Origin of the sequence: Leifsonia poae, assembly GCF_050632195.1 — a bacterium.
In the GTDB taxonomy this organism is placed as follows: domain Bacteria; phylum Actinomycetota; class Actinomycetes; order Actinomycetales; family Microbacteriaceae; genus Leifsonia; species Leifsonia poae_C.
This window is the reverse complement of sequence record NZ_CP192580.1, coordinates 2,662,602-2,685,981: the sequence shown is the minus strand read 5'-3', so window position 1 is coordinate 2,685,981 and position 23,380 is coordinate 2,662,602. Positions and strand designations below refer to the sequence as shown.

25 protein-coding genes and 4 pseudogenes are annotated in these 23,380 nt (G+C 66.9%); 18 read left to right on the top strand and 11 right to left on the bottom strand.

Translation table 11 applies throughout. From position 1 onward, the window contains the following. Positions 1–17: 17 nt before the first annotated feature. Complete coding sequence (locus tag ACQ86A_RS13570) at positions 18–638, top strand: putative glycolipid-binding domain-containing protein (protein ID WP_431277524.1); 621 nt, start codon at positions 18–20, stop codon at positions 636–638. A 30-nt stretch (positions 639–668) separates the two neighbouring features. Here ACQ86A_RS13570 and ACQ86A_RS13565 read toward each other — a convergent pair whose 3' ends face one another. After that, positions 669–1,907 (bottom strand): MFS transporter, encoded by a 1,239-nt coding sequence (locus ACQ86A_RS13565; protein ID WP_431277523.1) that lies wholly within the window; start codon positions 1,905–1,907, stop codon positions 669–671. A 167-nt stretch (positions 1,908–2,074) separates the two neighbouring features. After that, entirely contained in the window at positions 2,075–2,503 is a 429-nt protein-coding gene (locus tag ACQ86A_RS13560; protein WP_431277522.1) for a hypothetical protein, read from the bottom strand. Positions 2,504–2,565: 62 nt separating this feature from the next. Between ACQ86A_RS13560 and ACQ86A_RS13555 the strand changes: the two are divergent. The 4 genes and pseudogenes from ACQ86A_RS13555 to ACQ86A_RS13540 form a co-directional block, all read left to right on the top strand. Further along, a pseudogene (locus tag ACQ86A_RS13555) lies at positions 2,566–3,042 on the top strand (phosphatase PAP2 family protein); the annotation flags it as partial. A 335-nt stretch (positions 3,043–3,377) separates the two neighbouring features. Continuing rightward, positions 3,378–3,500: pseudogene (locus ACQ86A_RS13550) on the top strand (diacylglycerol kinase family protein); the annotation flags it as partial. 96 nt (positions 3,501–3,596) lie between these two features. Continuing rightward, positions 3,597–4,199: a hypothetical protein gene (locus ACQ86A_RS13545; RefSeq protein ID WP_431277521.1), complete on the top strand. Its 603-nt coding sequence runs from the start codon at positions 3,597–3,599 to the stop codon at positions 4,197–4,199. A gap of 10 nt (positions 4,200–4,209) precedes the next feature. Beyond that, the gene (locus tag ACQ86A_RS13540; protein ID WP_431277520.1) at positions 4,210–4,602 is read left to right on the top strand and encodes a nuclear transport factor 2 family protein; all 393 of its coding nucleotides are present in this window, start codon (positions 4,210–4,212) and stop codon (positions 4,600–4,602) included. On the opposite strand, the pseudogene ACQ86A_RS13535 reads toward ACQ86A_RS13540, so the two are convergent. Then, positions 4,589–7,023 (bottom strand): annotated as a pseudogene (locus tag ACQ86A_RS13535) (ATP-dependent DNA ligase). The gene ACQ86A_RS13540 and the pseudogene ACQ86A_RS13535 overlap by 14 nt on opposite strands. Positions 7,024–7,099: 76 nt before the next feature. Here ACQ86A_RS13535 and ACQ86A_RS13530 point away from each other — a divergent pair. The 3 genes from ACQ86A_RS13530 to ACQ86A_RS13520 are packed head-to-tail and all read left to right on the top strand — an operon-like array spanning position 7,100 to position 8,936. Beyond that, positions 7,100–7,975 (top strand): Ku protein, encoded by an 876-nt coding sequence (locus ACQ86A_RS13530; protein ID WP_431277519.1) that lies wholly within the window; start codon positions 7,100–7,102, stop codon positions 7,973–7,975. Next, positions 7,972–8,772: a DNA topoisomerase IB gene (locus ACQ86A_RS13525; RefSeq protein ID WP_431277518.1), complete on the top strand. Its 801-nt coding sequence runs from the start codon at positions 7,972–7,974 to the stop codon at positions 8,770–8,772. Before ACQ86A_RS13530 ends, ACQ86A_RS13525 begins: the two co-directional genes overlap by 4 nt. Continuing rightward, positions 8,769–8,936, top strand: a complete 168-nt coding sequence (locus ACQ86A_RS13520; RefSeq protein WP_431277517.1) for a hypothetical protein — start codon at positions 8,769–8,771, stop codon at positions 8,934–8,936. Before ACQ86A_RS13525 ends, ACQ86A_RS13520 begins: the two co-directional genes overlap by 4 nt. Positions 8,937–8,981: 45 nt before the next feature. Here the strand turns inward: ACQ86A_RS13520 and ACQ86A_RS13515 are convergent, their stop codons facing one another. Continuing rightward, positions 8,982–10,412 (bottom strand): MFS transporter, encoded by a 1,431-nt coding sequence (locus ACQ86A_RS13515; protein ID WP_431280448.1) that lies wholly within the window; start codon positions 10,410–10,412, stop codon positions 8,982–8,984. A 280-nt stretch (positions 10,413–10,692) separates the two neighbouring features. On the opposite strand from ACQ86A_RS13515, the gene ACQ86A_RS13510 reads away from it, so the two are divergent. Further along, the gene (locus ACQ86A_RS13510) at positions 10,693–11,604 is read left to right on the top strand and encodes a sigma-70 family RNA polymerase sigma factor (protein ID WP_431277516.1); all 912 of its coding nucleotides are present in this window, start codon (positions 10,693–10,695) and stop codon (positions 11,602–11,604) included. A gap of 32 nt (positions 11,605–11,636) precedes the next feature. Here the strand turns inward: ACQ86A_RS13510 and ACQ86A_RS13505 are convergent, their stop codons facing one another. Both ACQ86A_RS13505 and ACQ86A_RS13500 read right to left on the bottom strand, forming a co-directional pair. Continuing rightward, positions 11,637–11,843: a hypothetical protein gene (locus ACQ86A_RS13505; RefSeq protein ID WP_431277515.1), complete on the bottom strand. Its 207-nt coding sequence runs from the start codon at positions 11,841–11,843 to the stop codon at positions 11,637–11,639. A 71-nt stretch (positions 11,844–11,914) separates the two neighbouring features. Further along, a complete protein-coding gene (locus ACQ86A_RS13500; protein ID WP_431277514.1) occupies positions 11,915–12,295 on the bottom strand; it encodes an ATP-dependent DNA ligase in 381 nt (126 codons plus the stop codon). A gap of 83 nt (positions 12,296–12,378) precedes the next feature. Between ACQ86A_RS13500 and ACQ86A_RS13495 the strand changes: the two genes are divergently transcribed. Continuing rightward, positions 12,379–13,899: an SDR family oxidoreductase gene (locus ACQ86A_RS13495; protein ID WP_431277513.1), complete on the top strand. Its 1,521-nt coding sequence runs from the start codon at positions 12,379–12,381 to the stop codon at positions 13,897–13,899. Here the strand turns inward: ACQ86A_RS13495 and ACQ86A_RS13490 are convergent. Then, a complete protein-coding gene (locus ACQ86A_RS13490) occupies positions 13,896–14,453 on the bottom strand; it encodes a MarR family winged helix-turn-helix transcriptional regulator (RefSeq protein WP_431277512.1) in 558 nt (185 codons plus the stop codon). The two genes, ACQ86A_RS13495 and ACQ86A_RS13490, sit on opposite strands and share 4 nt — an antisense overlap. A 73-nt stretch (positions 14,454–14,526) precedes the next feature. Here ACQ86A_RS13490 and ACQ86A_RS13485 point away from each other — a divergent pair, with 73 nt between their 5' ends. The 6 genes from ACQ86A_RS13485 to ACQ86A_RS13460 are packed head-to-tail and all read left to right on the top strand — an operon-like array spanning position 14,527 to position 19,660. Continuing rightward, positions 14,527–15,606 (top strand): polyprenyl synthetase family protein, encoded by a 1,080-nt coding sequence (locus ACQ86A_RS13485; protein WP_431277511.1) that lies wholly within the window; start codon positions 14,527–14,529, stop codon positions 15,604–15,606. After that, positions 15,603–16,523, top strand: a complete 921-nt coding sequence (locus tag ACQ86A_RS13480) for a phytoene/squalene synthase family protein (protein WP_431277510.1) — start codon at positions 15,603–15,605, stop codon at positions 16,521–16,523. Before ACQ86A_RS13485 ends, ACQ86A_RS13480 begins: the two co-directional genes overlap by 4 nt. Next, positions 16,499–18,139, top strand: a complete 1,641-nt coding sequence (crtI, locus tag ACQ86A_RS13475) for a phytoene desaturase family protein (protein WP_431277509.1) — start codon at positions 16,499–16,501, stop codon at positions 18,137–18,139. Before ACQ86A_RS13480 ends, crtI begins: the two co-directional genes overlap by 25 nt. Continuing rightward, complete coding sequence (locus ACQ86A_RS13470; protein WP_431277508.1) at positions 18,136–18,462, top strand: lycopene cyclase domain-containing protein; 327 nt, start codon at positions 18,136–18,138, stop codon at positions 18,460–18,462. The genes crtI and ACQ86A_RS13470 overlap by 4 nt, the downstream gene beginning before the upstream one ends. Further along, on the top strand, positions 18,459–18,776 hold the full coding sequence (locus ACQ86A_RS13465; RefSeq protein WP_431277507.1) for a lycopene cyclase domain-containing protein: 318 nt from the start codon (positions 18,459–18,461) through the stop codon (positions 18,774–18,776). Before ACQ86A_RS13470 ends, ACQ86A_RS13465 begins: the two co-directional genes overlap by 4 nt. Then, complete coding sequence (locus ACQ86A_RS13460) at positions 18,773–19,660, top strand: prenyltransferase (RefSeq protein WP_431277506.1); 888 nt, start codon at positions 18,773–18,775, stop codon at positions 19,658–19,660. The genes ACQ86A_RS13465 and ACQ86A_RS13460 overlap by 4 nt, the downstream gene beginning before the upstream one ends. A 21-nt stretch (positions 19,661–19,681) precedes the next feature. Here ACQ86A_RS13460 and ACQ86A_RS13455 read toward each other — a convergent pair whose 3' ends face one another. Next, positions 19,682–20,062, bottom strand: a complete 381-nt coding sequence (locus ACQ86A_RS13455; protein WP_431277505.1) for a VOC family protein — start codon at positions 20,060–20,062, stop codon at positions 19,682–19,684. Between the two features lie 186 nt (positions 20,063–20,248). On the opposite strand from ACQ86A_RS13455, the gene ACQ86A_RS13450 reads away from it, so the two are divergent. Both ACQ86A_RS13450 and ACQ86A_RS13445 read left to right on the top strand, forming a co-directional pair. After that, the gene (locus ACQ86A_RS13450) at positions 20,249–21,199 is read left to right on the top strand and encodes a J domain-containing protein (RefSeq protein WP_431277504.1); all 951 of its coding nucleotides are present in this window, start codon (positions 20,249–20,251) and stop codon (positions 21,197–21,199) included. Between the two features lie 68 nt (positions 21,200–21,267). Next, positions 21,268–21,657 (top strand): VOC family protein, encoded by a 390-nt coding sequence (locus ACQ86A_RS13445; RefSeq protein WP_431277503.1) that lies wholly within the window; start codon positions 21,268–21,270, stop codon positions 21,655–21,657. Positions 21,658–21,687: 30 nt separating this feature from the next. Here ACQ86A_RS13445 and ACQ86A_RS13440 read toward each other — a convergent pair whose 3' ends face one another. The 3 genes and pseudogenes from ACQ86A_RS13440 to ACQ86A_RS13430 form a co-directional block, all read right to left on the bottom strand. Continuing rightward, on the bottom strand, positions 21,688–22,497 hold the full coding sequence (locus ACQ86A_RS13440) for a DUF72 domain-containing protein (RefSeq protein ID WP_431277502.1): 810 nt from the start codon (positions 22,495–22,497) through the stop codon (positions 21,688–21,690). Continuing rightward, positions 22,497–22,867, bottom strand: a pseudogene (locus ACQ86A_RS13435) (RNA-binding S4 domain-containing protein). The gene ACQ86A_RS13440 and the pseudogene ACQ86A_RS13435 overlap by 1 nt, the downstream one beginning before the upstream one ends. Positions 22,868–22,869: 2 nt before the next feature. Continuing rightward, positions 22,870–23,316, bottom strand: coding sequence for a hypothetical protein (locus tag ACQ86A_RS13430; RefSeq protein ID WP_431277501.1), 447 nt, complete (start codon positions 23,314–23,316; stop codon positions 22,870–22,872). Positions 23,317–23,380 lie beyond the last annotated feature (64 nt).

Genomic DNA, 23,380 nt, shown 5'->3' with positions numbered 1-23,380 from the left:
GCGGAAATACGCGACATGTGGAGTGGATCGGCGACGACGATCCCGAGCGGCTGGAGGCGGCGACCATCACGCTCGCAGCCGACCGGCTCGATGCGCTGGGCGTCTCCCGAACGACTGATTACGTGACGAACTGGTCGCTCGAGACCGGGCCGGACTGGGTGACCACGCGTCTCCACGTCGCGGTCGCCGGTCGCGGCTGGAGTCGTCGACTGGCACTGGCCAGGGATGCACATGGCCGCTGGACGAGCGACGTGGCGGCGACCGGGTCGACCGAGTACCACGGCGAGCGGATGGCTGAGCCGGGCATCCGGGATGCGTCGGAGCTTGACGGCGCGCTCGACTGCGACCTCGCCCTGTGCCCGGTGACGAACACCATGCCGATTCTGAGACTCGGCGCTCTCGAGGCGGCCGTCCCCGAAACCCGCCTGATCATGGCGTGGGTGGCGCTCCCGTCGCTCGAAGTCATCCGCAGCGATCAGCTCTACAGTTCTGCCTCTCCGCTCGACAAGATGGCCGGCCCCGGCGTCGTGCGCTATCAGAGCGCGAGCCGTGACTTCGTCGGCGATCTGACGGTCGACCCCGACGGCATCGTGATCGACTACCCGCAGCTGGCGAAGCGGATCCGTACGCGTTTCTGATGGCAGACGTCAGTCCGGGCGCACGAAGCCTCAGGGAGTGGGGTCGAGCGCGTCATAGCGGCGGAACGACCCCTGCACGCGCACGATCGTCGCGACGAGCACGACGATGACGAGACCTCCGAGCAGCGGAGGAAACCACAGCGCACCGGTGAGGGCGAGCAGCCCGATGTAGAGGTCGCCGAGGCGGGGGCCGCCCGTGACCACCACGGTGAAGACTCCCTGGAGGCGACCGCGCATGACGTCGGGCGCAGACGCCTGAAGGATCGTCATCCGGAAGATCGAGCTGATGTTGTCGGCCGCGCCGGAACCCGCGAGCAACAGGGCGGCGAGGATCAGGGCGGGAAGATTGGCGTCGGCGAAGTTCTGGCTGTCGCTGCTGAAGCCCCCGAACGCCACCACGGCCAGCACGATGCCGAAGCCCAGGATGCACGCGCCGTAGACGACGATCGCCCGGCCGACGGCACGACCCTGCCAGCGCACATGCCCCAGACGCCCAGAGAAAACGCTCGAGACCAGCGTTCCGATGGCGCCCGCCGCGGTCAGGATACCGACGGTCAACGGGCCGCCACCGATGAGAAGCGCACCGACCGCGGGGAAGAGGGCGCGAGGCTGGCCGAACGTCATGGCGATGATGTCGAGCACGAACGTCATGCTCAGATTGGGAGCAGACTTCAGGAAGCGAAGGCCGTACATCACGGAGGAGAGTCCGGCCGGCTGCCGCTCACCCTCGGGAACGATCTTGGGCAGCGTGAAGATGCCGAGGAACGCCGCCGTGAAGAGGATGACGTCGATCGTGTACGTCCAGCTGATCCCGACACTGGCAACCAGCAATCCCGCGAGCGCCGGGCCGACCGTCACCATCACGCCCATGCTGATGCCACCCAGTGCGCTTGCGGCGGGCAGCAGCCGCGTCGGAAGCAGACGCGGCGTGATCGCCTGCCGGGTTGCGCCGATCACCACACTCGCCACCGCGTTGATCGTGGTCAGGATGTACAGGGGCCAGACGACCTGCACGTCCAGCCAAGCGAACACCGCGATCCCGGCCGTCGACGTCCACGCGAGGATCGCGGTGACGAGGGCGACCAGCCGACGATCGAACGCGTCCGCCAGAACACCGCCGTACAGCCCGAACACAATCATCGGCGCGAGGGCGAAGAGGGCCACCAGCGAGACGGCGAGAGTCGACTGGGTGAGGTCGTAGATGTGCAGGCCGACCGCGACGATCGTCATCTGGCTGCCGATGCCGGAGATCGCGCCGCCGAGCCACAACCTCGCGAATGCGGGGCTCTCTCTCAGCGGTGAGAGGTCGACGAAGTGCCGGCGGCGAGCCAGCGTCGAATCGTCGGGCTCCTGAGGGGCGGAGTCTTCGGAGTGCGGAGTTCCAGGATTGCGAGTGCCGGGGGACCCGGTGCCCTTCTCGGCCCCGGTCTCCCGGGTCAGAAGCGGGGCTTCTTGCTCAGCTGCACCGCGCTCAGCGAGAACACCACACCGGCGAGCATGATCGTGACGGTCACGGCCTGGAGCAGCACCTGGAAGAAGGGCACGAACGGCGTGACAGACACCCAGAGCCACAGGATGGCGCCGATCAGCGTGATCACATAGCTGAAGGTGCGGCGCGCGTAGAGCGCGTTGAGCGACACGACGGTGCCGGCGATGACCACCTGGAACAGCGGCAGGGCGTCGTCGGCGTTTCCGGTCCACGTCGCGACCAGGCTCCAGACGCCGAGGACGAGGGTCACCAGCACGACGAGGGTCGCGAGCAGGTTGCCGACCGCCTTGGGCAGCACTGCGCTGAGGCTCCGGATGAGCGAGCCGTGCTCGTCGTCGACGTCGGTGGTGGTGGAGGCGGAGGCTGTTGTGGTCACGAAGGAAATCTTAGCGTCGCCCACGGCTGCACGCCGAAAACTGCGCTGAGTATGGTGACGGTATGGCTGCATCCCGTACCCCTCGACGACGTTTGGGCCTCCCCGTGAGGATCGAGCGCGCTGATGAGCGCGTGGCTGCGCGCATCAACGCTCGACGGACCGGACCGGCGGTGGACGGATTCTGGCGGGGACTCACCCGTTTCGCCAACCACGGCAAGTTGTGGTTCGCCGTCGCGGCCGTTCTCTTCGCATCCGGAAAGCCCCGGGTCGCCTACCGGGGGCTCATCTCGCTGGGGGTGGCCAGCGCGGTCGCCAACATCGTGGGCAAGCGGATCGTGGGCGGAGAACGGCCTGCCCTCACCTCGATCCCGATCTCGCGCCGGCTCGATCGGTCGCCGACATCGCCCTCATTTCCCTCGGGCCACACGGCAAGCGCGTTCGCGTTCGCTGCCGGTGCGGTACTCGAGTCCCCGAAGGCCGGCGCCGCCATCGTGCCGCTCGCTGCCGCCGTCGGCTACTCCCGGCTGCACACCGGAGCGCACTGGTTCTCGGACGTGGTCGGTGGCGCTCTGATCGGAACCGCGGTCGCCGTGGTCGGTAAGGCAGTCATCCCGGTGACGGGCACGCCGCGGCTTCCGCTCCGCCGACAGGCGCCGACGGCCGCCACTATCGATCTACCCGCACTGACCGACGGCGACGGCTTGTTCATCCTCGTCAATCCCAAGTCCGGGCATGACCTCGACCGCCCGGATCCGACCGCGCACCTGAGCGAGCGTCTGCCCCGCGCGGTCGTGCACGAACTCGCCGAAGGGGACGACTTCGACCGACTGGTGGATGCCGCCCTCGCCGGGCCGAAGCCCCCACCGTTCTCGGCATCTACGGCGGCGACGGATCGGTCGGCGCGCTCGCCGGGATCGCCCGCCGTCACGACCTGCCGCTCCTGGCACTGCCCGGAGGCACGTTCAACCACTTCGCGCAGGCCGCGGCCATCGACACGATCGACCAAGGCATCGACGCGCTCATCGCAGGCACCGGCCGAGCGGTCGACGTCGGCGAACTCACGTTCGGTGGCGACTCAAGCGAGACGATCACCGTGCTGAACACCGCGTCGATAGGCCTGTATCCCCAGTTCGTGGAGGAACGGGAGAAGCACCAGGACGAGCTGGGGAAGCCGATCGCAGCCGCGATCGCCGCGGCGAGGGTCGTGCGCGGCACCGATCCGCTCGAGGTCGAGATCAACGGGAAGCGGTCCCGGGTGTGGTCGATCTTCATCGGCATCGATCGCTACTACCCGGTCACCGTCGCCCTGATCGAACGGCGTCGGCTCGACGACGGGATCCTGGATGTGCGCATCCTGCACGCCGACCGTCAGCCTCGCACGCGCGGCGCGCTCGCCCTCGCGCTGGGCAGCAGCAAGATCGACCGCCTGATGACACGGCTGCCATACCTGCAGGGTCCGCCCGCCGTCGAGGCGTTCACGGCGAAGGAGATCACCCTTGTATCGCGTTCGAGCGACGGATCCGATCCCGGTTACGCCCACGACGGCGAGGCCTCGTCGGAGACACCGGGATCGAGCGCCGACGGTGGTCGGACACTGCGGCTCCGCCTCGTGGCGGGCGGCCTCAGGGTGTACTCGCCGTCTACCGCCGGGGATCAGCCGACCACGCGACCGCATCAACCTCAAACGCAGCGCTAAAGTCGGAGCCATGCTTCCCACGGATCCGCAGGCATTCGCACAGAGCTGGCTCGACGCATGGAACTCGCACGACATCGAGGCCGTTCTCGAACATTTCGCCGATGACGCGACCTTCAGTTCGCCCGTCGCGCGCGAACTCCTGGGGGGCAGCGGCGTGCTCCAGGGCAAGGGCGCGATTCGCGGCTACTGGGAGGAAGGGCTGCGGCGCATCCCCGACCTCCGCTTCGAGCTCGTCGACGTTTACACCGGGGTCGACGTGATCGTCATCAACTACCGCAACCAACGCGGCGGACTCGTCTGCGAGGTTCTCGTTTTCGACACAGGCGGTCACCGCCCGCTCGTCAGCTCGGGCCACGGCTCGTACCGCGAGGCGCGCGTCGACGACGGCGCTACTCGAGCCTGACGTCGTCGACGGCCTTGTCAGGCCGCAGCCCGCGCCAGCTCGGCTGGCGCAGACGTTTGGTCGGTGTCCATTCGGCGAACTCCACCTCGCCGACGAGCTCGGGACGCACCCAGTGCGCATCCCGTGCATCGAGTGAGGGCACATCGGTGAGCGGACTCGCCTTACGGGGATGCTCGGAGAGACGCTTCTTCAGGTCGTCGAGCACCGCATCCGTGAACCCTGTGCCGACCTTGCCGACGTAGCGGAGGCCGTCGCCCTCAGGGATGCCCAGCAGGAGCGCACCGATGGTGTCTGCGCGCCGCCCGTTACCCGGCCGCCACCCCGCGATGACGACCTCCTGGGTGCGGTGGTGCTTGATCTTGATCCAACTCCTCGACCGTCGGCCCACCGAGTACGTGCTGTCGCGGAGCTTGGCCATCACCCCTTCCAGCCCGAGCTCTCGGCTCGATTCGACGGCGTGCTCGAGGTCGCCGTCGAACGCGGGCGGAACCTGCACCGCATTCCTCTTCGGCGGCTGCAAGACGTCTTCGAGAGCGGCACGGCGCTCTTCATAGGTCTTCTTGACGAGACTCTTCCCGTCCAGCTCGAGAATGTCGAAGACCATGTAGTGCGCGGGGGCACGCTTGACCGCTGCCGTCACCTCGCCCGCCTTCGTCAGGCCCATTCGGGTCTGCAGGATGCCGAAGTCGGGTCGTCCGGACTTGTCCAGCGTCACGATCTCCCCGTCGAGCACGGCGTCGCGGCCGTCGAGCAGGTCGGGCAGCCCCGCGAGATCGGGATACGTGCTGGTGACCGTGTTCCCGTTTCGCGTCGTCAGGCGAAGGTCGCCGCCGCGGACGTCGGCGATCGCACGGATGCCGTCCCACTTCATCTCGAAGGCCCAGTCCTCCTCGTCATGGATGTCGCCGATCGCCCCGAGCGTGGCGAGCATGGGGGAGACGGGGTCCGGGGTGACGGATGCGCGCGACGATTTCGCCGCCGACCTTCCCTTCTTCGGGGCTGTCGTCTCGTGCTCCGCATCCGTCTTCATCAGGTGGATCAGCCAGTTCTGCGCGGCTTTGTCCGCACCGCCCGTGTGGATGAGTGCGAACTTCCGATCGCCGCCGAGGCCGCCACCGGGTGTGCCGTGCAGCGTGACGATGACCTCCTTGTCGTCTCGCCACTTCTCGACGTCGTAGTCGCCGGCGTCCCAGATCGTGACGTGACCGGCCCCGTATTCTCCGTGCGGAATGTCACCCTCGAAGGCACCGTACTCCAGGGGATGGTCCTCGACGTGCACGGCAAGATGGTTCTGTCCGGGGTCGGTCGGCGGTCCCTTGGGGAGGGCCCAACTCACCAGCACTCCATCGTGTTCGAGGCGGAAGTCCCAGTGCAACCGCCGAGCGTGGTGCTCCTGGATGACGAACGTGCGGCCTGTCGTCGAATGCGGTGTCTCCTCCGGAACGGGCTCGGGCGTCTTGTCGGCGTCTCGCTTGCTCCGATATGTCGTGAGCCGGTCCTCTGCTGCGCCGTGCACGTCCTCGTCGAGGTGTCCGGCCGACAGGTCGGCCAGCGGATCGCCCCGGCGCTTGACCCGGGCCAGCACCTCCTTGTAATCGAGGTGGGCCAGGTCTTTCGACGCCAGTTCCCGCCAGGTTCGCGGGGCCGCGACAGTCGGAGCGAAGCGCCCGCGCAACGAGTACGGTGCGATGGTCGTCTTGGCCGCGTTGTTCTGGCTCCAGTCGACGAAGACCTTGCCGGCACGGATCGCACGTTTCATATCGCTGACCACGAGGTCGGGATGATCGGCCTCGAGGATGCGCGCGAGCTCGTGCGCCACGGCCGAGACCTGGTCGCTGGTCTGCTTGCCGTCGAGCGCGGCGTACAGGTGGATGCCCTTGCTCCCGCTGGTCACCGGCAGCGGGTCCAGCCCCATGTCGGTCAGGATGTCGCGGGCTAGGCGGGCGACCTCGGCACAGTCCGCGAGGGTCACCCCTCGCCGGGGTCGAGGTCGAGCACGAGTCGGTCCGGATTCTTCGGAGTGCCGTTCCGGGAGATCCGCCACTGGGGAACATGCACTTCGAGGGATGCGATCTGCGCGAGCCAGGCCAGCGTCGCCCTGTCGTTCACCAGCGGGTAGTCGTTCGTGCTGGTCTTGTGCTTGATCGTGCGACGTTTGACCCAGCTCGGCGTCCCCTCGTCCAGGTTCTTCTGAAAGAAGACCTCGCCCGGATGATCGGGCGTGCCGACGCCGTGCACCCAGCGTTTGCGGGTGGCCGGGCGGTCGCGGGTGTGCGGGATCATCACCTCGGCGATGGCGGCGTAGTAGCCGATCACATCCGCCTTGGTGGTGCCCGTCTCGGGATACAGCACCTTGTCGAGGTTGGTCAGCTTGAGCCGGTGACCGTCGATCTCGACCACCTCGGTGTCGGATGTCGCCATGAGTGAACGCTACGCCAGAGCATCCAAAGTTCAACCAATGGTTGATAAACCGCCGTTCTCCGGTGACGATGGTCGCATGAGGGCCATATGGACGGGTGCGATCACTTTCGGCTTGGTGAACGTTCCGGTGAAGGTGTACAGCGCCACCGAAGACCACGACGTGGCGCTGCACCAGGTGCACGACGCCGACGGCGGGCGAATCCGGTATCAGCGACGGTGCGAGATCGACGGCAAGATCATCCCGTACGAGCACATCGCCAAGGCGTACGACGACGGTGAGCGCACGGTGATCCTCACAGCGGAGGATCTGGCTTCGCTTCCCGCCGAGCGCAGCCGCGAGATCGATGTCGTCGAGTTCGTGCCCAACGACCAGCTCGACCCGATCATGTTCGACAAGAGCTACTACCTCGAACCCGACTCGAAATCGCAGAAGGCGTACGAATTGCTCCGCCGCACGCTCGAGGATTCCGACCGCACGGCCATCGTCAACTTCGCACTGCGGCAGAAGAGCCGGCTGGCGGCTTTGCGGGTGCGCGGAGACGTGCTGATGATCCAGACGCTGCTCTGGAACGATGAGATCAGGGCGGCTGAGTTCCCGTCGCTGCAAGAACGGCCGCGGGTCACGCAGCGCGAGCTGCAGCTCTCCGAGGCACTGATGGAGAGCTTCGCCGGCGACTTCGAGCCGGAGAAGTTCAGCGACGAGTACCAGGAGGAGCTGCGCAAGCTCATCGACGCGAAGCTGGAACAGGGCGACGCGATCGACACCGCCGAGACGTTCGGCGAAGAAGAGGAGAAGAAGTCGGGCGGCGGCGAGGTCATCGACCTGATGGAGGCCCTGCAGCGCAGCGTCGAGCGGAGCCGGTCGAAGGGGTCCGCCTCGGCCGAGAAGAAGTCGCCGGCGAAGAAGAGCGAGACGAAGAAGAAGCCCGCAGCCAAGAAGAAGCCCGCGTGACGCGGCTGCGGCGCAGCGATCCGTCCGGACCGGGTTACCGCCGAATCACCTCGAAGAAGGGTGTGCGGTACGAGGACGAGGCCGGCAATCCGATCGTCGACGAACGCGAGCTGGAGCGCATCCATTCGCTGGTCATCCCGCCCGCGTGGCAGGACGTGTGGGTGTCTCCGGATGCGCGAGGCCACATCCAGGCGGTGGGCACCGACCAGGCGGGGCGGCGCCAGTACCTCTATCACGAGTCGTGGCGCATCCATCAAGACAGGATCAAGTTCGACCGCGCGCTGCAATTGGCAGATACCCTGCCTGCTGCGCGTCGCCGGGTGACGATCGACCTGCGGGAACCGGGGTTCGGGCGCGATCGCATCCTGGCCGCGGCTTTGAGGATCATCGACCTGGGCTCGCTGAGGATCGGAAGCGAAGAGTATCTGCACGCGAACGGCAGTCGGGGCCTGACCACCCTCTTGTGCCGTCACGTGAAGATCGACGGCGACGACGTGACGCTCACCTTTCCCGCGAAGAGCGCCCAGAAGTGGACGAGCACGATCACGGACGAGGATGTCGCCGCGCTGCTCGGCGAGGTGCAGGCGACCCGCGGGGAGCGCGCGCGGGTGCTGTCCTGGAAGGACACGTCGTGGCACACGATCCGCCCCGCGTCGCTGAACGAGTACATCCGGCGGCAGACCAGGGGAGAGTTCACCGCGAAGGACTTCCGCACGCTTCACGGCACGATCGTCGCCGCGACCGCGCTCTCCGAACTGGGTGTCGGACGTACCGAGGGGAGCGCAAGAAGCGCATGAGCGCTGCCGTCAACGAGGCAGCGGCCGCTCTCGGAAACACCCCGACGATCGCACGCAACAGCTACATCGACCCGAGGATCTTCGACCGCTACCGCTCGGGCGATGTCATCGATCGATCGGGCGGCCGCGCTCCCGAGCCGGCGCTGCTCGAGTTGATCGGCTGAGCCCGGGAAAGCGTCGCTTCAGCCGCCCTTGATCACCCTCGAGCCTCAGCCCCGAGTGTCCGACGCGTTCTCCGACGATTTCGGGTTCGACGAGAGCGGAGTCGCGATCTCCTCGAGGGACTTCCGCTCGGCATCCACGCCGAGGAAGAGCTCGACGAGCCCGGCGGCGATCATGAGCCCGGCGCCGATGTAGTAGCCGATGACCACGGAGTGGATGCCCGACTCGATCAGCTGCCCGAAGAGGATCGGTCCTGCGATGCCGCCGATCGCGGTTCCGATCGCGTAGAAGAACGCGATGGACATCGCGCGTGTCTCCATCGGGAAGATCTCGCTGACCGTCAGGTAGGCGCTGCTCGCGCCCGCTGAGGCGAGGAAGAAGACGAGCATCCAGCACGCGGTGAGCCAGAATGCGTCGAGCGCGCCCGCGTCGAAGAGCATTCCGGTACCGACGAGCAGGACACCGCTTCCGATGTAGGACAGCGTGATCATGAAGCGCCGGCCGATCGAGTCGAAGAAGTGCCCGAGCAGCAGCGGACCCAGGAAGTTGCCGATCGCGATCGGAACGAGGGCCCAGGGTGCCACATCGTCGGGAACGTGCAGAAGCTTGGTGAGCACCAGGGCGTACGTGAAGAACACCGCGTTGTAGAGGAACGCCTGCCCGATGAACAGCGACAGTCCGAGCACGAACCGCTTGGGGTAGCGGGTGACCGCGGTACGTACGATCTCGCCGAATCCTGTCGACCGGCGTTGGTGGATCTCGATCGACTTGTCGGCGGGAACCTCCTCCAGCGGTTCGCCGGACTCCTTTTCGATCTGCTCCTCGATACCGTTCACGAGCTTCTCGGCCTCTTCGTCGCGACCGTGGATGAACATCCAGCGCGGCGATTCGGGGACGTTGCGCCGCACCAGCAGGATGACGAGGCCGAGGACGGCACCGAGACCGAATGCCAGGCGCCAGCCGATGTTCGCGGCGAAGATGTCGGTGTTCAAGAGGAACACGGTGAGCACCGCACCGAATGCGGTCCCGAGCCAGTACGAGCCGTTGATCGCCAGGTCCACCACTCCGCGACGACGGGCGGGGATGAGCTCGTCGATCGCCGAGTTGATCGCGGCGTACTCGCCACCGATGCCGGCACCGGTGAAGAACCGGCAGATGAAGAACACGGCCGGCGTGAAGGCGAAAGCCGTGGCGACGGTTGCCAGCAGGTACAAGCCGAGGGTGATGATGAACAACTTCTTCCGGCCGAACCTGTCGGTCAGATAGCCGAAGACCAGCGCACCTGTGCACGACCCGGCGATGTAGATGGCGGCGGCGAGGCCGACCTGGGCGGTCGTCAGTCCGAGGCCGCTGTCGGGCTCGGTGAGCCTGCTGCCGATAGCGCCGACGATGGTCACCTCGAGGCCGTCGAGGATCCAGACAGTTCCGAGACCGATGACGACGAGCCAGTGCCATCGGGACCAGGGGAGCCGGTCCATCCTGGCCGGGATGGTGGTCTCGATCGTCTTCAGTTCCTGAGTGTTCGATGAATGCGCGGTCACCGACCGGACTCTAAGCGGAGCTGTCGGATCCCTCTAGGGGCTTGACAGAACGGCGTATATGGCGCCCCGATCAACACGCCTAGCGAGCGGCCCAGCGCCTGTCAACCCCTTGTTGGGGGTGGGCCGCAGATGTTTACGTTTGCTTGGGATTTCCGCCGACACGGGGATCCGGATGCACCAGACAAGAGAAGACGAAGCCGAGCCGAGGGATGACGAAATGACAATGCTCGAAGTGACGAATGATCCGGTGCGCGACTACCTCAACTCGATCGGGCGCACCCGCCTGCTGACAGCCGAGGAAGAGGTCTCCCTCGCCAAGCGGATCGAGGTCGGCGTGCTCGCAGGGGAGCGAATCGCCAAGCGCCCCGGCCTCACGCCCATGGAACGACGCGAACTGCAGTGGTTGGCCGATGACGGCAAGCGGGCATTCGAGCGATTCATCGAGGCCAACCTGCGCCTCGTCGTGAGCATCGCCAAGCGCTACGCGGGACGCGGACTGCCGGTGATGGACCTCATCCAAGAGGGCAACCTCGGGCTGGTGCGTGCCGTCGAGAAGTTCGACTACCGCACGGGCAACAAGTTCTCCACCTACGCGACCTGGTGGATCCGTCAGTCCATCCTGCGCGGCATCGCGGACACCGCTCGGCTGATCCGCATCCCCGTTCACACGGTGGAGAAGATCGACAAGCTCGACCGCATCCGTCGCGACCTCGGCGGAGAGCTCGGTCGCACCCCCACGCTCGAAGAGATGTCGGAGGCCTCGAACCTCGAGCCCTCCGAAGTGCGCAAGCTCCAGATGAGCGATTCCGAGACGGTCTCGCTCGCCGTCCCTGTCGGCGAGAACGATGGTGCCGAACTCGGCGACCTCATCGAAGACGACGACTTTCCGCAGCCCTCCGAGGCGGTCGAGGTCGACTTCCGTCACCGCGACCTCGAGGACCGCCTTCGAGAGCTGCCCGCACGTGACGCCCGCGTGGTCCGGATGCGCTTCGGCCTCGATGGGCAGAAGCCGATGACGCTGGACGAGGTGGGCGAGATCTACGGCATCACCCGGGAGCGGGTGCGCCAACTCGAGACTCGCAGTCTGAAACGACTGCGCTGCCCCGAACTCCTCGAGTACTTGCGGTAGCCGCTAGCTCACGCTGCAACGGGACCCCGTGCTCACTCGAGCGCGGGGTTCTCGTGTTCTGCCGCCGCCTGGTCGAAGGGGATGTCTCCGGGACGATCGGTTTCTTCGACGCCCGAGTTCTCCGCGACGGCCGGATCCGTTGTCGCACCCGAGTTCTCGGGTGCCGCCTGGGCAGCGGCGCTCGCTGCCGGCGCCTGCGACTCGGCGGGTGTGCCTGCGCCTTCAGGGGTGGATGTCATGGGCGTGCCTCGATTCCTGCTGCGAGCCCTGCGATATGTCGAAGTGTCGAGCCGTGCTACCGGCTCCGCAGTTACGCTAGGCCGGTGCCGGGGGCATGGCAACCCCTCGGTTCAGCGTCCGGGAGGGAGTCGGCGTTGACTTCGTCAGCGCCGAGCGCGCCGATCTCCTCGGTGAGCTGCAGTCCTTGCGCGCTGTTCGACGACAGCGTCAGCGCCTCGAGCCAGGTCTTGTTGATCTTGGGTGGCCGGCCACCGCTGTAGCGGAACAGCAAAGGGATCGCCGGGTCGATCCAGATGGCACTGCGGCCGTCGCCGACACTCTGCTCGTCGCGCCACGAAAAGAAGAATCCCTCTTTGCGACGGAGTTTGAGCCCCACGACGATCTGCAGGTGCGCGAGAACGCGGTCTTCGAAGCCGATCTCGGTCGTGCCGGCGTAAATGAGCTTGCCCATGGCTTGAACGGTACAGGACGACGAGCGACAATCGGGCGTTTACGCCAAGGCTCGCCCCTTGACCTCGAGCGTATGGTCGTCGAATGACGACGCGACAGGTGCTGGTGACCGGGGCGACAGGCTACATCGGCGGGCGGCTCGTGCCCCGCCTGCTGGCCGACGGATTCACGGTGAGGGTGCTCGCGCGCTCGCCGCAGAAGCTCACCGACGTGCCGTGGGCGCCCGATGTCGAGATCGTTCAGGGCGACCTGCACGATGCCGATTCGGTTCGGGATGCGATGCGCGGGATCGACATCGTCTACTACCTCGTGCACTCCATGCGCGCATCCGGTGATTTCGAGGAGGAGGAATCGGACGCCGCCCGCACCGTTGCGGAGGCGGCGGAAGCGGCGGGCGTATCGAGGATCGTCTACCTGGGCGCGCTCCACCCGGATGGCGAGAAGCTGTCGCGGCACCTGCGTTCTAGGGTGGCCGTCGGGCGCATCCTGCTCGCCTCCGGAGTGCCCACCATCGTGTTCCAAGCCGGGGTCGTGATCGGTTCGGGATCGGCGTCCTTCGAGATGATCCGGCACCTCACCGAGGTGCTGCCGTACATGCCGGCGCCGAAGTGGGTGCGAAACCGCATCCAGCCGATCGCGATCCGCGATGTGCTCTTCTACCTGCGTGCCGCCGCAGACCTGCCACCCGAGGTGAACCGGGCCTTCGACATCGGCGGACCGGACATCCTGCGTTACGGGCAGATGATGAACGGCTACGCGGTGGAGGCGGGGCTGCGGCAGCGTCCCATCGCCTCACTGCCTGTGTTCACCCCCTGGCTCGCGTCGCAGTGGGTGAACCTGGTCACCCCCATTCCGCGCAGCCTCGCGGTGCCGATCATCGAGTCGCTCCAGTACGACTGCGTCGTGCAGGAGACAGACATCGACGGCGTCATACCACCGCCTGAGGGAGGGCTCACCGGGTACCGGAAGGCCGTGCGCCTGGCGCTGGCCAAGATGCGCGACGGTGCTGTGGAGACCAGCTGGCGCAACTCATCCGTCGACGGCGCCCCGAGCGACCCGTTGCCGAGCGAACCCGATTGGGCCGGTCACACGGTGTACACGGATGTGCGCGAGCGGGCTAGCACCGCGAATCCTGCAAGCGTGTGGCGGGTCATCGAAGGAATCGGCGGCGAGCGGGGCTGGTACTCGTTCCCGCTCGCGTGGGCACTGCGCGGGTGGGCGGACAAGCTCGTCGGCGGCGTCGGGCTCACCCGCGGCCGTCTGGATCCGGACCGGCTGCAGACGGGCGACGCGGTGGACTGGTGGCGGGTCGAGCGTCTGGAGCGGGGCAGCCGACTGAGGCTCCGCGCGGAGATGCGGGTGCCCGGGCGTGCGTGGCTCGAACTGAGTGTCGAGCCGGGGGAGCAGGGTTCTGGCTCGATCTATCACCAGCGCGCGATCTTCTTCCCGCAGGGGCTTCCCGGCCGGCTCTACTGGCTGTCGATCCTCCCGTTCCACGGGATCATCTTCTCGGGAATGGTCAACCGCATCGTGCTCGAAGCCGAGGCGGAGACGCAGGCGGAAGCCGAAGCCGAAGCTGCCAATGCCGAACAGCCCGAAGGCTAGCTCTCGACGGGCTTGCCGATCGTCTCGCTGAGATCGTTGAGAAACCGGATCACCACATCGCGATCGGCGGGCGTCAGGCGTTTGGCGACCTCGAACCGGCGCGCGTGCTGCACGCCCATCGTGCGCCGCACCTCGCGGTGGGTCTCCTCGGTGATGGCCACCGTCACGGCCCGACGGTCGGTCGGATGCGGTCGCCGCTCGATGTGGCCGGCCTTCTCCAACCGATCGAGCAGCTTGGTTGTCGACGCTGTCGAGATGTGCAGATGCTCGGAGAGGGCCCCGGCGGTGACCGCGACGTCGGCGTTCATCGAGGCGATGATGTAGCGCAACGCCTTCATGTCGGTCTCGTTGAGCTTCATGTGCGTGCGCGACTCGAAACTGAGCTTCTGCTCGGCTTCGCGCCAGTCACGGATCGAGGTGAGCACCCGCACGATCTGGAGGAGCTCGTGCTCGGTGAGGTCGTCGTGCTGCACCAGTTCCTGGCGCGGATCGATCACACGGGGGTCGAGCAGGGAGCCCGAGATCCGCTGCGCCTCGTCCTTGTCAGAAGCCATGCGAGCATCCTATGCCCGGGGGTAAGATGCGTGCTAAGTTATTTACTTACTTGGCTAGACAAAGGAGCGGCGGATGACTCAGATCCCCGTCGGTACGCACCAACTGGACGTGTCCGCCGATGTCGACATGAGGCTCGACTCCTTCTTCGCAGACCGCGCGCACGTCGCCCGCCGCTACGGCACTGATTACCAGCACCTTTGGGCAGGGGCGAAGCGCGCGAGCATCGGTGGAAAGCGCATCCGGCCACGCTTCGTGATGACCGCGTTCCGAGGCCTCGGCGGCGACGCGACCGGCAGCTACAGGAACGCGCTCGACGTCGCGGTGGCGTTCGAACTGCTTCACACGGCGTTCCTGCTGCACGACGACGTGATCGACGGAGACACCGTTCGCCGCGGCATCCCCAACCTCGCCGGCGAATTCGAGGCCGATGCCCGTTCGAAGGGGGTCGCGCAGGTCAAGGCTTCGCTGTGGGGCGCGACAGCGGCCATTTTGGCGGGCGACCTGCTCATTCAGGCTTCCCAGTCTCTGCTCGCCCGGGTCGACGTCCCGTCCGCGCAGCGCGACGCCCTCCTCGACGTCTTCGATCACAGCGTCTTCGTGACCGCAGCGGGTGAACTCGCCGACGTGTCGTTCAGCATCGGCATCGGTGAAGCGGGGCTTCCGGATGTGCTGGCCATGACCGAGCGCAAGACCGCCACGTACTCGTTCGCCGGTCCGCTCACGGCGGGTGCGATCCTCGCGGGGGCCGACGGAGACGATCTCGAGGCGCTCGGCGAGTTCGGCCGGCTGCTCGGTGTCGCATTCCAGCTCGGCGACGATCTTCTCGGCGTGTTCGGCAGTGTCGATGTCACAGGCAAGAGCATCGTCAGCGACCTGCGCGAGGGCAAGGAGACCTCGCTGATCGCGTTCGCGCGGGGAACCCGCTCGTGGTCCAGCATCGAGCCGCTGCTCGGGCGGCCGGACCTGAGCGACGACGACGGAAGGGCGCTCGCCCGGGTGCTGCGCGACTGCGGAGCGAAGAACTTCGTCGAGGGGCTCGTCGCTGAGCACGTGACTCGCGCTGTGGGCGTGCTCGACGCATCCCGTCTCCCTCATGGTCTCGTGTCAGAGCTCAGCGCTGTCGCGGAATCCTGCATCGGGCGGCTCGTATGACCCGCGAGGCCGACATCGGCCCTGACATCCGAATCGAGCACCCGACCGACCTCGCGCTCTACACGCGGGCCGCGCATACGAGCTCGGCGACGATCATCCACGAGTACTCGACATCGTTCGGCATGGCGACTCGGCTGCTCGCACCCGCTGTGAGACCGCGGGTCGAGGACATCTACTCCCTTGTGCGCATCGCGGACGAGATCGTCGACGGGGCAGCGGCTGAAGCAGGTCTCACGCTCGACGATCAGCGCGACCTGCTCGACGCCCTCGAGGCAGACACCGAGCGTGCCATGCGAACCGGGTACAGCGCGAACGTCGTCGTCCATTCGTTCGCCTCCACAGCTCGCGTGGTCGGTATCGACCGAACGCTCACCGCGCCGTTCTTCGCGTCGATGCGCCGCGACCTCAGCCCGGTCGACTTCTTCTCGGCCGAAGAGCTGAGCGCATACATCTACGGATCGGCCGAGGTGGTCGGCCTGATGTGCTTGAAGGCGTTCCTCGTTCATGAATCGGTGTCGGCAGACGAACGACTCCGCCTGGAGAAGGGCGCCCGACGGTTGGGCGCGGCGTTTCAGAAGATCAACTTCCTCCGCGATCTCGCCGAGGACTGGTCTCAGCTCGGCCGCAGTTACTTTCCGGGCATCGACCCGGACCGTCTCACCGAGCGGCAGAAGCTCGCTCTCGTGGTGGACATCGAGTGCGACCTCGGCGCTGCGGCCGACGCCATCCCAGAGCTGCCGGACAACTGCAAGCGTGCCATCCTCGCCGCGCACGGACTCTTCACCGAACTGACCGATCGCATCCGGTCGACCCCTGCCCAAGAGCTGCTGTCGACCCGGATCAGTGTTCCCACCCGCACGAAGCTGGCCGTACTTCTCCGCGCCACGGCCGGATGGGGCGCGGGGTCCGGCCGGTGACCCCGCGCGAGCGCTCGGTCGTCGTGATCGGGGGCGGCATCGCCGGCCTCGCCACAGCGGCGCTTCTCGCTCGCGACGGCTACCGTGTGACGTTGCTGGAGCAGCACGACGACATCGGCGGCCGAGTCGGCGCTTGGGAGTCCGGCGGCTTCCGCTTCGACACCGGCCCGTCCTGGTACCTCATGCCCGAGGTCTTCGATCACTTCTTTCGCCTGTTCGGCACGTCGACGGCCGAGCAGCTCGACCTCGTCACGCTCGACCCGGGCTACCGCGTCTTCTTCGAGGGAGGCACCGAGCCACTGGACGTGAGCGCGGACGGTTCCGAGAACCGGGCCATGTTCGAGCGGGTGCAGCCGGGTGCGGGCGCCGGTCTCGACCGCTACCTCGCCAGCGCCCGCGAGACCTACCGACTGGCCGTCGACCGCTTCCTGTACAGCACATTCGCCTCGTTCCGACCGCTTCTCGTGCCCGAGCTTCTCGGCCGTCTCGGAAGACTCGGCCGCCTGCTCCTTCAGCCCCTCGACCGGTTCGCCGCGCACTACGTGAAAGACGCTCGGCTCCGCCAGATCCTCGGCTATCCGGCAGTCTTCCTCGGCACCTCGCCTTCCCGCGCGCCGAGCATGTACCACCTGATGAGTCACCTCGACCTCGAAGACGGCGTGCGCTACCCGCTGGGCGGCTTCCGTGTGATCATCGACAGGATCGCCGCGCTCGCCGAGCGCGAGGGCGTACGCATCGAGACGGGCGCCCGCGTGACCGCCATCCGCTCGGCGGACGCCGACTCCGATACCGACGAACCCGGCCGGCGGCCGCACGTCACGGGAGTGGACTACGTCGCCGACGGAGTCGCGCACCGCCTTGAGGCGGGGGTGGTCGTCTCGGCCGCCGACCTGCACCACACGGAGACGGAGCTGCTCCGCGAGGGCAGGAGCAGTTATCGGGAGCGCTGGTGGAAGCGCCGTGATCCGGGACCGGGCGCCGTCCTGGTGCTTCTCGGTGTTCGTGGTGCCCTCCCTGAGCTCGCGCACCACAGTCTGTTCTTCACCACCGACTGGGCGGACAACTTCGACCGGATCTACGGCGCGAATCCGTCGATCCCCGATCCCGCTTCGCTCTATGTGTGCCGACCGAGCGCGACCGACGAGAGTGTCGCACCGCCCGGCTGTGAGAATCTGTTCGTGCTCATCCCAGTCCCGGCAGACCCGACGATCGGCGCCGGCGGCATCGATGGGGCCGGGGATGCGCTGGTCGAGCAGACCGCCGACGCTGCGATCGGCCAGATCGCGGCCTGGGCGGGAATCCCCGATCTCGCCGACCGGATCGTCGTGCGACGCACGATCGGCCCCGGCGATTTCGCGACCGATCTCAACGCATGGCGCGGGGGAGCGCTCGGCCCGGCCCACACCCTGCGTCAGAGCGCCTTCTTCCGCGGGCGCAACGCATCCGCCGTCGTCGACGGACTTCTCTACGCGGGCGGGTCGACGATTCCCGGCGTCGGTCTCCCCATGTGCCTGATCAGTGCCGAACTTGCCGTCAAACGGCTGCGCGGCGATGAGTCCACCGGTCCGCTCACCGAGCCCTTGACGGCCACTCTGGACGGGGAGCGCGTTGCGTGAGTGTCCTCTATCTGCTGTTCCTGGTGCTGGCGATCGGGTGCATGGTGCTGCTCGATCGACGCTTCCAGCTCTTCTTCTGGCGCGACGCCCGCCGCGCGACCCTCGTGCTCGTGATCGGGGTCGCGTTCTTCCTGCTCTGGGACATCTTCGGGATCGGTTTGCACATCTTCGCGCGCGGAGAGAGCCGGTTCATGACCGGGATCGTCCTGCTGCCCGAGTTGCCTCTGGAAGAAGTGTTCTTCCTCGCGTTCCTCTGCTACCTCACCATGATCCTGGTGACCGGATCCACGCGGATGCTCGAGCGGAGGCGTAGTCGCGTATGACGTACCTCCTGCTGAGCGTGGTCTTCCTCGCCGTCGCCGCTGCGGTGCTCGGCATCGCGCTCTGGACCGCGCCGGATCGGGCGGATGTCCTCCGCACGTGGTGGCCGGGCATCCTGATCGCCACCGTGGTGGTGCTGGTGCTCACGGCGATCTTCGACAACATCATGATCGGATCGGGGCTCATGGAGTACACGCAAGGCAACACCGCGGGTGTGCGGCTCGGGCTCGTCCCGCTCGAAGACTTCGCGTATCCGGTGGCAGCGCTGATGCTGCTGCCCGCATTGTGGCTGTTATTCCGAAAGCGTGCCCGATGACAACGACCGTCGCCAAACCGTCGCTGCTGCGCCAGTTGGTGCTCGCATCCCGACCCCTGAGCTGGATCAACACGGCGTTCCCCTTCGCCGCGGCCTACCTGCTCACCAGCCGCCACGTCGATGTCTCGTTCGTCGTGGGCACTCTGTTCTTCTTGATCCCGTACAACCTGGCGATGTACGGGATCAACGACGTCTTCGATTACGAGTCCGACTTGCGGAATCCGCGCAAAGGCGGCGCCGAAGGCGCTCTGCTCGATCGAGGGATGCACCGGGCCACGTTGATCGCGGCTGCCGTCACCACCGTCCCGTTCATCGTCTACCTCGTCTGGGTCGGCTCGCCGCTGTCGTGGATCGTCCTCGCCATCAGCCTGTTCGCGGTGCTGGCATACTCGGTGAGAGGACTGCGCTTCAAGGAGATCCCCTTCCTCGACTCGATCACGTCGAGCACGCACTTCGTCTCGCCGGCCCTCTACGGTCTGGTGCTCGCCGGAGCGACGTTCACCCCTCAGCTCTGGGCGGTGCTCGTGGCGTTCTTCCTCTGGGGGATCGGCAGCCACGCGTTCGGCGCTGTGCAGGATGTGGTGCCCGACAGGGAGGGCGGGATCTCCTCGATCGCGACGGTCCTCGGCGCCCGCGGAACAACGAGGGTCGCGATCGCCGCTTGGGCGCTCGCGGGCGTCGCGACGCTCGGCACGGCCTGGCCCGGTCCGCTCGCGATCGTGCTGGCTGTGCCGTACATCGTGACCGCGGCACCGTACTGGTCCGTCTCCGACGCGGATTCCGCGCGAGCGAATCGGGGCTGGCGCCGATTTCTGTGGATCAACTACGCCTGCGGCTTTCTCGTGACCATGCTCCTCATCTGGTTCGCAGCATTGACCGCCTAGCCGCAGGCTCCAGCGGTCCGATCAGGGACGCGGCGGCAGTTCCTGCAGCGTCCAGACATTCCCGTCGGGGTCGGCGAACGTGACGAACCTGCCCCAGGGCTGCTCGTCGACCGGAGTCGCCTCCACGCCGTTCGAGCGGAGGTGCTCGTAGGCGTCGTCGGCATTGGGAACGACGACCTGCAGGCCGCGCTGCGACCCGGGTTCCATCTCGGTGAGCCCGATGCCGAACGCGATCGAGCAGGCGGACCCGGGAGGGGTGAGCTGCACGAACCGCAGGGACTCGGTGACCGTCTGGTCGAAGTCGGCGACGAACCCGACCTGATCCACGTAGAACGCTTTCGTACGGTCGACGTCGGTGACGGGGAGGATGATGAGCTCGATCCGCCAATCGGTGATTGCCATGATGTGCCTTTCTGTCGGTGTACTTCCACGCTATGGGCGATACCGGTCAGATTGTGTCCTCAATAGCGATCGGTGACAGTCTCTTTTTGCATCCAGCTCTCGGCTCGCCACGAGCGGGCTCTCAGCCCGTCCACGGTATCGTCGATAAGCAGTCGAAGAACAGACCGAGAAAGCCGAATACCGCCGATGAGCGACAGCCCACTCTCGCCCAGCCCGTACGAGGTGCTCGGCGTGCCGGCTAGTGTCACGCACGAGGAGCTCCGGCGCGCCTATCGTCGCCTGCTGCGGGAGACGCATCCCGACACCGGAGGCTCGGCCTCACGCTTCCAGGCCGTTCAGGTCGCCTGGGAACTCATCGGCGACCCCGAGGACCGCGCACGGTACGACCGCGGGGAGGGCGGATACAGCGCCGACATCGCCGACGGCGGCGCGGACGGCAGCGGCTTCAGTGCGACTTTCCACGCGACCCGCTCGCAGTCCCGCGGCGCGACCGTTCGAGCACGCAGCTACGGGCATCCCGGCGGTCAGGCACGCGAGCGCTACCTCACGCTGATGCGCGAGTGGGTGGGGCGCGGCACCGACCTCAAAGACCCGTACGAGCCAGGTCTTGTGCGTTCGGCACCGCGGGAGATCCGCTTGCTGCTCGCCGTCGCGCTCGCCGAAGAGGCTACGGCGCGTGCCGTCACCGGGCTCGGGATCGGCTTCACGATCTGGAACGACGTGGCCGTGCATCCCCGCTCCGACGCCAAGCTCGACCACGTCGTGCTCGGCCCGGCCGGTCTGTTCGCGATCCGCTCGGCGGACTGGGGTGGAGAGGTCAAGCTCGCCAAGGGCGACATCGTCGGTCCCACCGTCGACGCCGACGAAGAGCCTTTCCACGACCTCCTCCGCGACACGAAGACGTTCTCCCGTCAGGTCGGCGTCAAGTTCACCGGCCTGATCATCGTGGTTCCGGATGACGCACTCGCCGTTCCGTACGACCGTATCGAGCGCGGCCGTCTGGCAGGCGCGCTCCTCGTTCGGCGGTCCCTTCTTCCCCAGGTGCTGCGCAACGGCGCGAACAACGCCGGTCGGGAGAGCGTCGACCGGGCCTTCGAGCTGCGCACGCGGCTGCAGGAGAGCATCCGCTTCGTTTAGACGAGCGCTTCGTCTAGACGAGCGTCTCGTCTAGACGAGCGTCGGTGGCAGAGAGCAGAGTTGACCGCATGGTCACTTCACTCGATGTTTTCAGCGGTTTCAGCGTCAACGACATCGCCGCGGCGAAAGCCTTCTACGGCGAGACCCTCGGGCTCACCATCTCCGACGGGGCGATGGGCAACCTCGATCTCGAGCTTCCTTCCGGCGGTCACGTCTTCATCTACCCGAAAGGCGACCACGAACCCGCCTCCTTCACGATCCTGAATCTGGTGGTCGAGGACATCGACGCCGCGGTCGACGATCTCAACGCCAAGGGCGTGAAGACCACGATCTACGACGACCCGAACCTCCCCACCGACGAGAAGGGCATCGCTCGCGGGCGTGCGGCCAACCGAGGCCCGGACATCGCCTGGTTCCGCGACCCGGCCGGCAATGTGCTCTCCGTTCTGCAGGACTAGGCCCGCAGAACCAGGCGACCCCGGGCGCGCTTAGGCGAGCAGCTCTCGGAGCGCCATCGCGTCGTACGGCGATCGGACCTTCACGTCGTTGTCGAAGTACACGTAGACGTCGAGGTCGTGGGCGAGCCAGCCCCGGACATCCTGAGCCCAGCGCGTCAGTGCTTCGGGGGTGTATCCGCTCGTGTAGAGCTCCACGTCGCCGTGCAGCCGCGCGTACATGAAGTCCGTCGTCACCTCGCGCAGCACCGGATACCGGCCTGCCGTGTCCGCGACCACGATCGCGATGTTCTGATCGCGGGCGATCTTCACGAAGGCCGGGTCGTCGAACGTGGGGTTCCGCACCTCCATGGCGTGCCTGAGCGGACGATCCGGGCCCGGATCGAGAAACGTGCGGTCGCTCTCCAGCGTGCTCTCCGCCGCTAATGCCGCCGCCGCAGTGGTCGTGCGCGGCAGGCTCGCCAGGAAGGCGGACACAGCCTCGGGATCGAAGGGAAGGTTGGGCGGAAGCTGCCAGAGCAGCGGCCCGAGTTTCGGTCCGAGCGCGAGCGCGCCCGAGGCGAAGAAGTTCGCGAGCGCCCCGCGTGTGTTCTTCAGCCTCAGGATGTGGGTGATGTACCGGCCGCCCTTGACAGAGAACACGAAGTCGTCCGGAGTCGTCTGCGCCCAGTGCTGATAGCTCGTCGGACGCTGCAGCGAGTAGAAGCTGCCGTTGATCTCGATCGAGTCGAGCCGTTCGGCGGCGAACCTCAACTCGTCACGGTGGACGAGGCCCTTCGGATAAAACGTTCCGCGCCACGGAGCGTACGTCCATCCCGAGATCCCGATCCGCGCGACGGCCATCAGCGGCCCCTGAACTGGTCCAGGATGCGCCGATCGCGTTTCGTCGGACGTCCAGCGCCGCGATCGCGCACGACCGCCAGCGGCTCCTCGGTTTTCGGCGGCGGCGGGGAGTGCGGTCCTCGAAGCACTCGACGGCCACGACCGCTCCGACCCGCTTCACGATCAGCCGTCGGGCGATCAGGATGCGCTCGGTGTCGGCCACTCGCGCCCGCACCTCGTCGCCCACCCGCAGAGGCTGCGCCGGCTTGGCCTTCTCGCCGTTGACCCGCACATGCCCCGCCTTGCATGCGGAGGCGGCCGCGGAGCGCGTCTTGTAGAGGCGCACGGCCCAGGCCCACGAGTCGACACGGACCGTCGACGGTTCGGCCACGATCAGCCGACTTCGGCCAGCTGGGACTTCCACTTCACGAGGCTGCGCACGGTCTTGCTCTTGTCCTCGGCGAGCTTGGCCATGACGTCTTCGGGAACGAAGTAGTTGACGGCCACCCACCCGCGCACGGTCTCGGAGCGGTCGTCGGCGAGCATCCTGAGGATGTCGCACGGCGTCGCCTCGTTCTTGGCGACGCAGCCGCGCACGCCGATGTCAGGATCGCGGGCGAGCGCCAGGAAGACGTCGTCGGGCGTGTTGTAGCTGCTGGCGACGCTCTCGCGGATCTTCGGATTCTCGTGCACGGCCAGCAGTCGCAGGCGCCGGATCTTGCTCTCCGTCACCGGCGGCGACGGATGCAGGGCCTCCGCCTCTTCGGCGGTGAGCATCGCCGGTCGGTGCTCCCGCATCGCCTGGCGCTGAGCCGGGGTGTTGAACCGAATGCAAGACATCCCCCAACGGTACGCGCTCAGCTCGATAGCCGAGTGGAAGCACACGCGAGTCGGCCTTGTTACC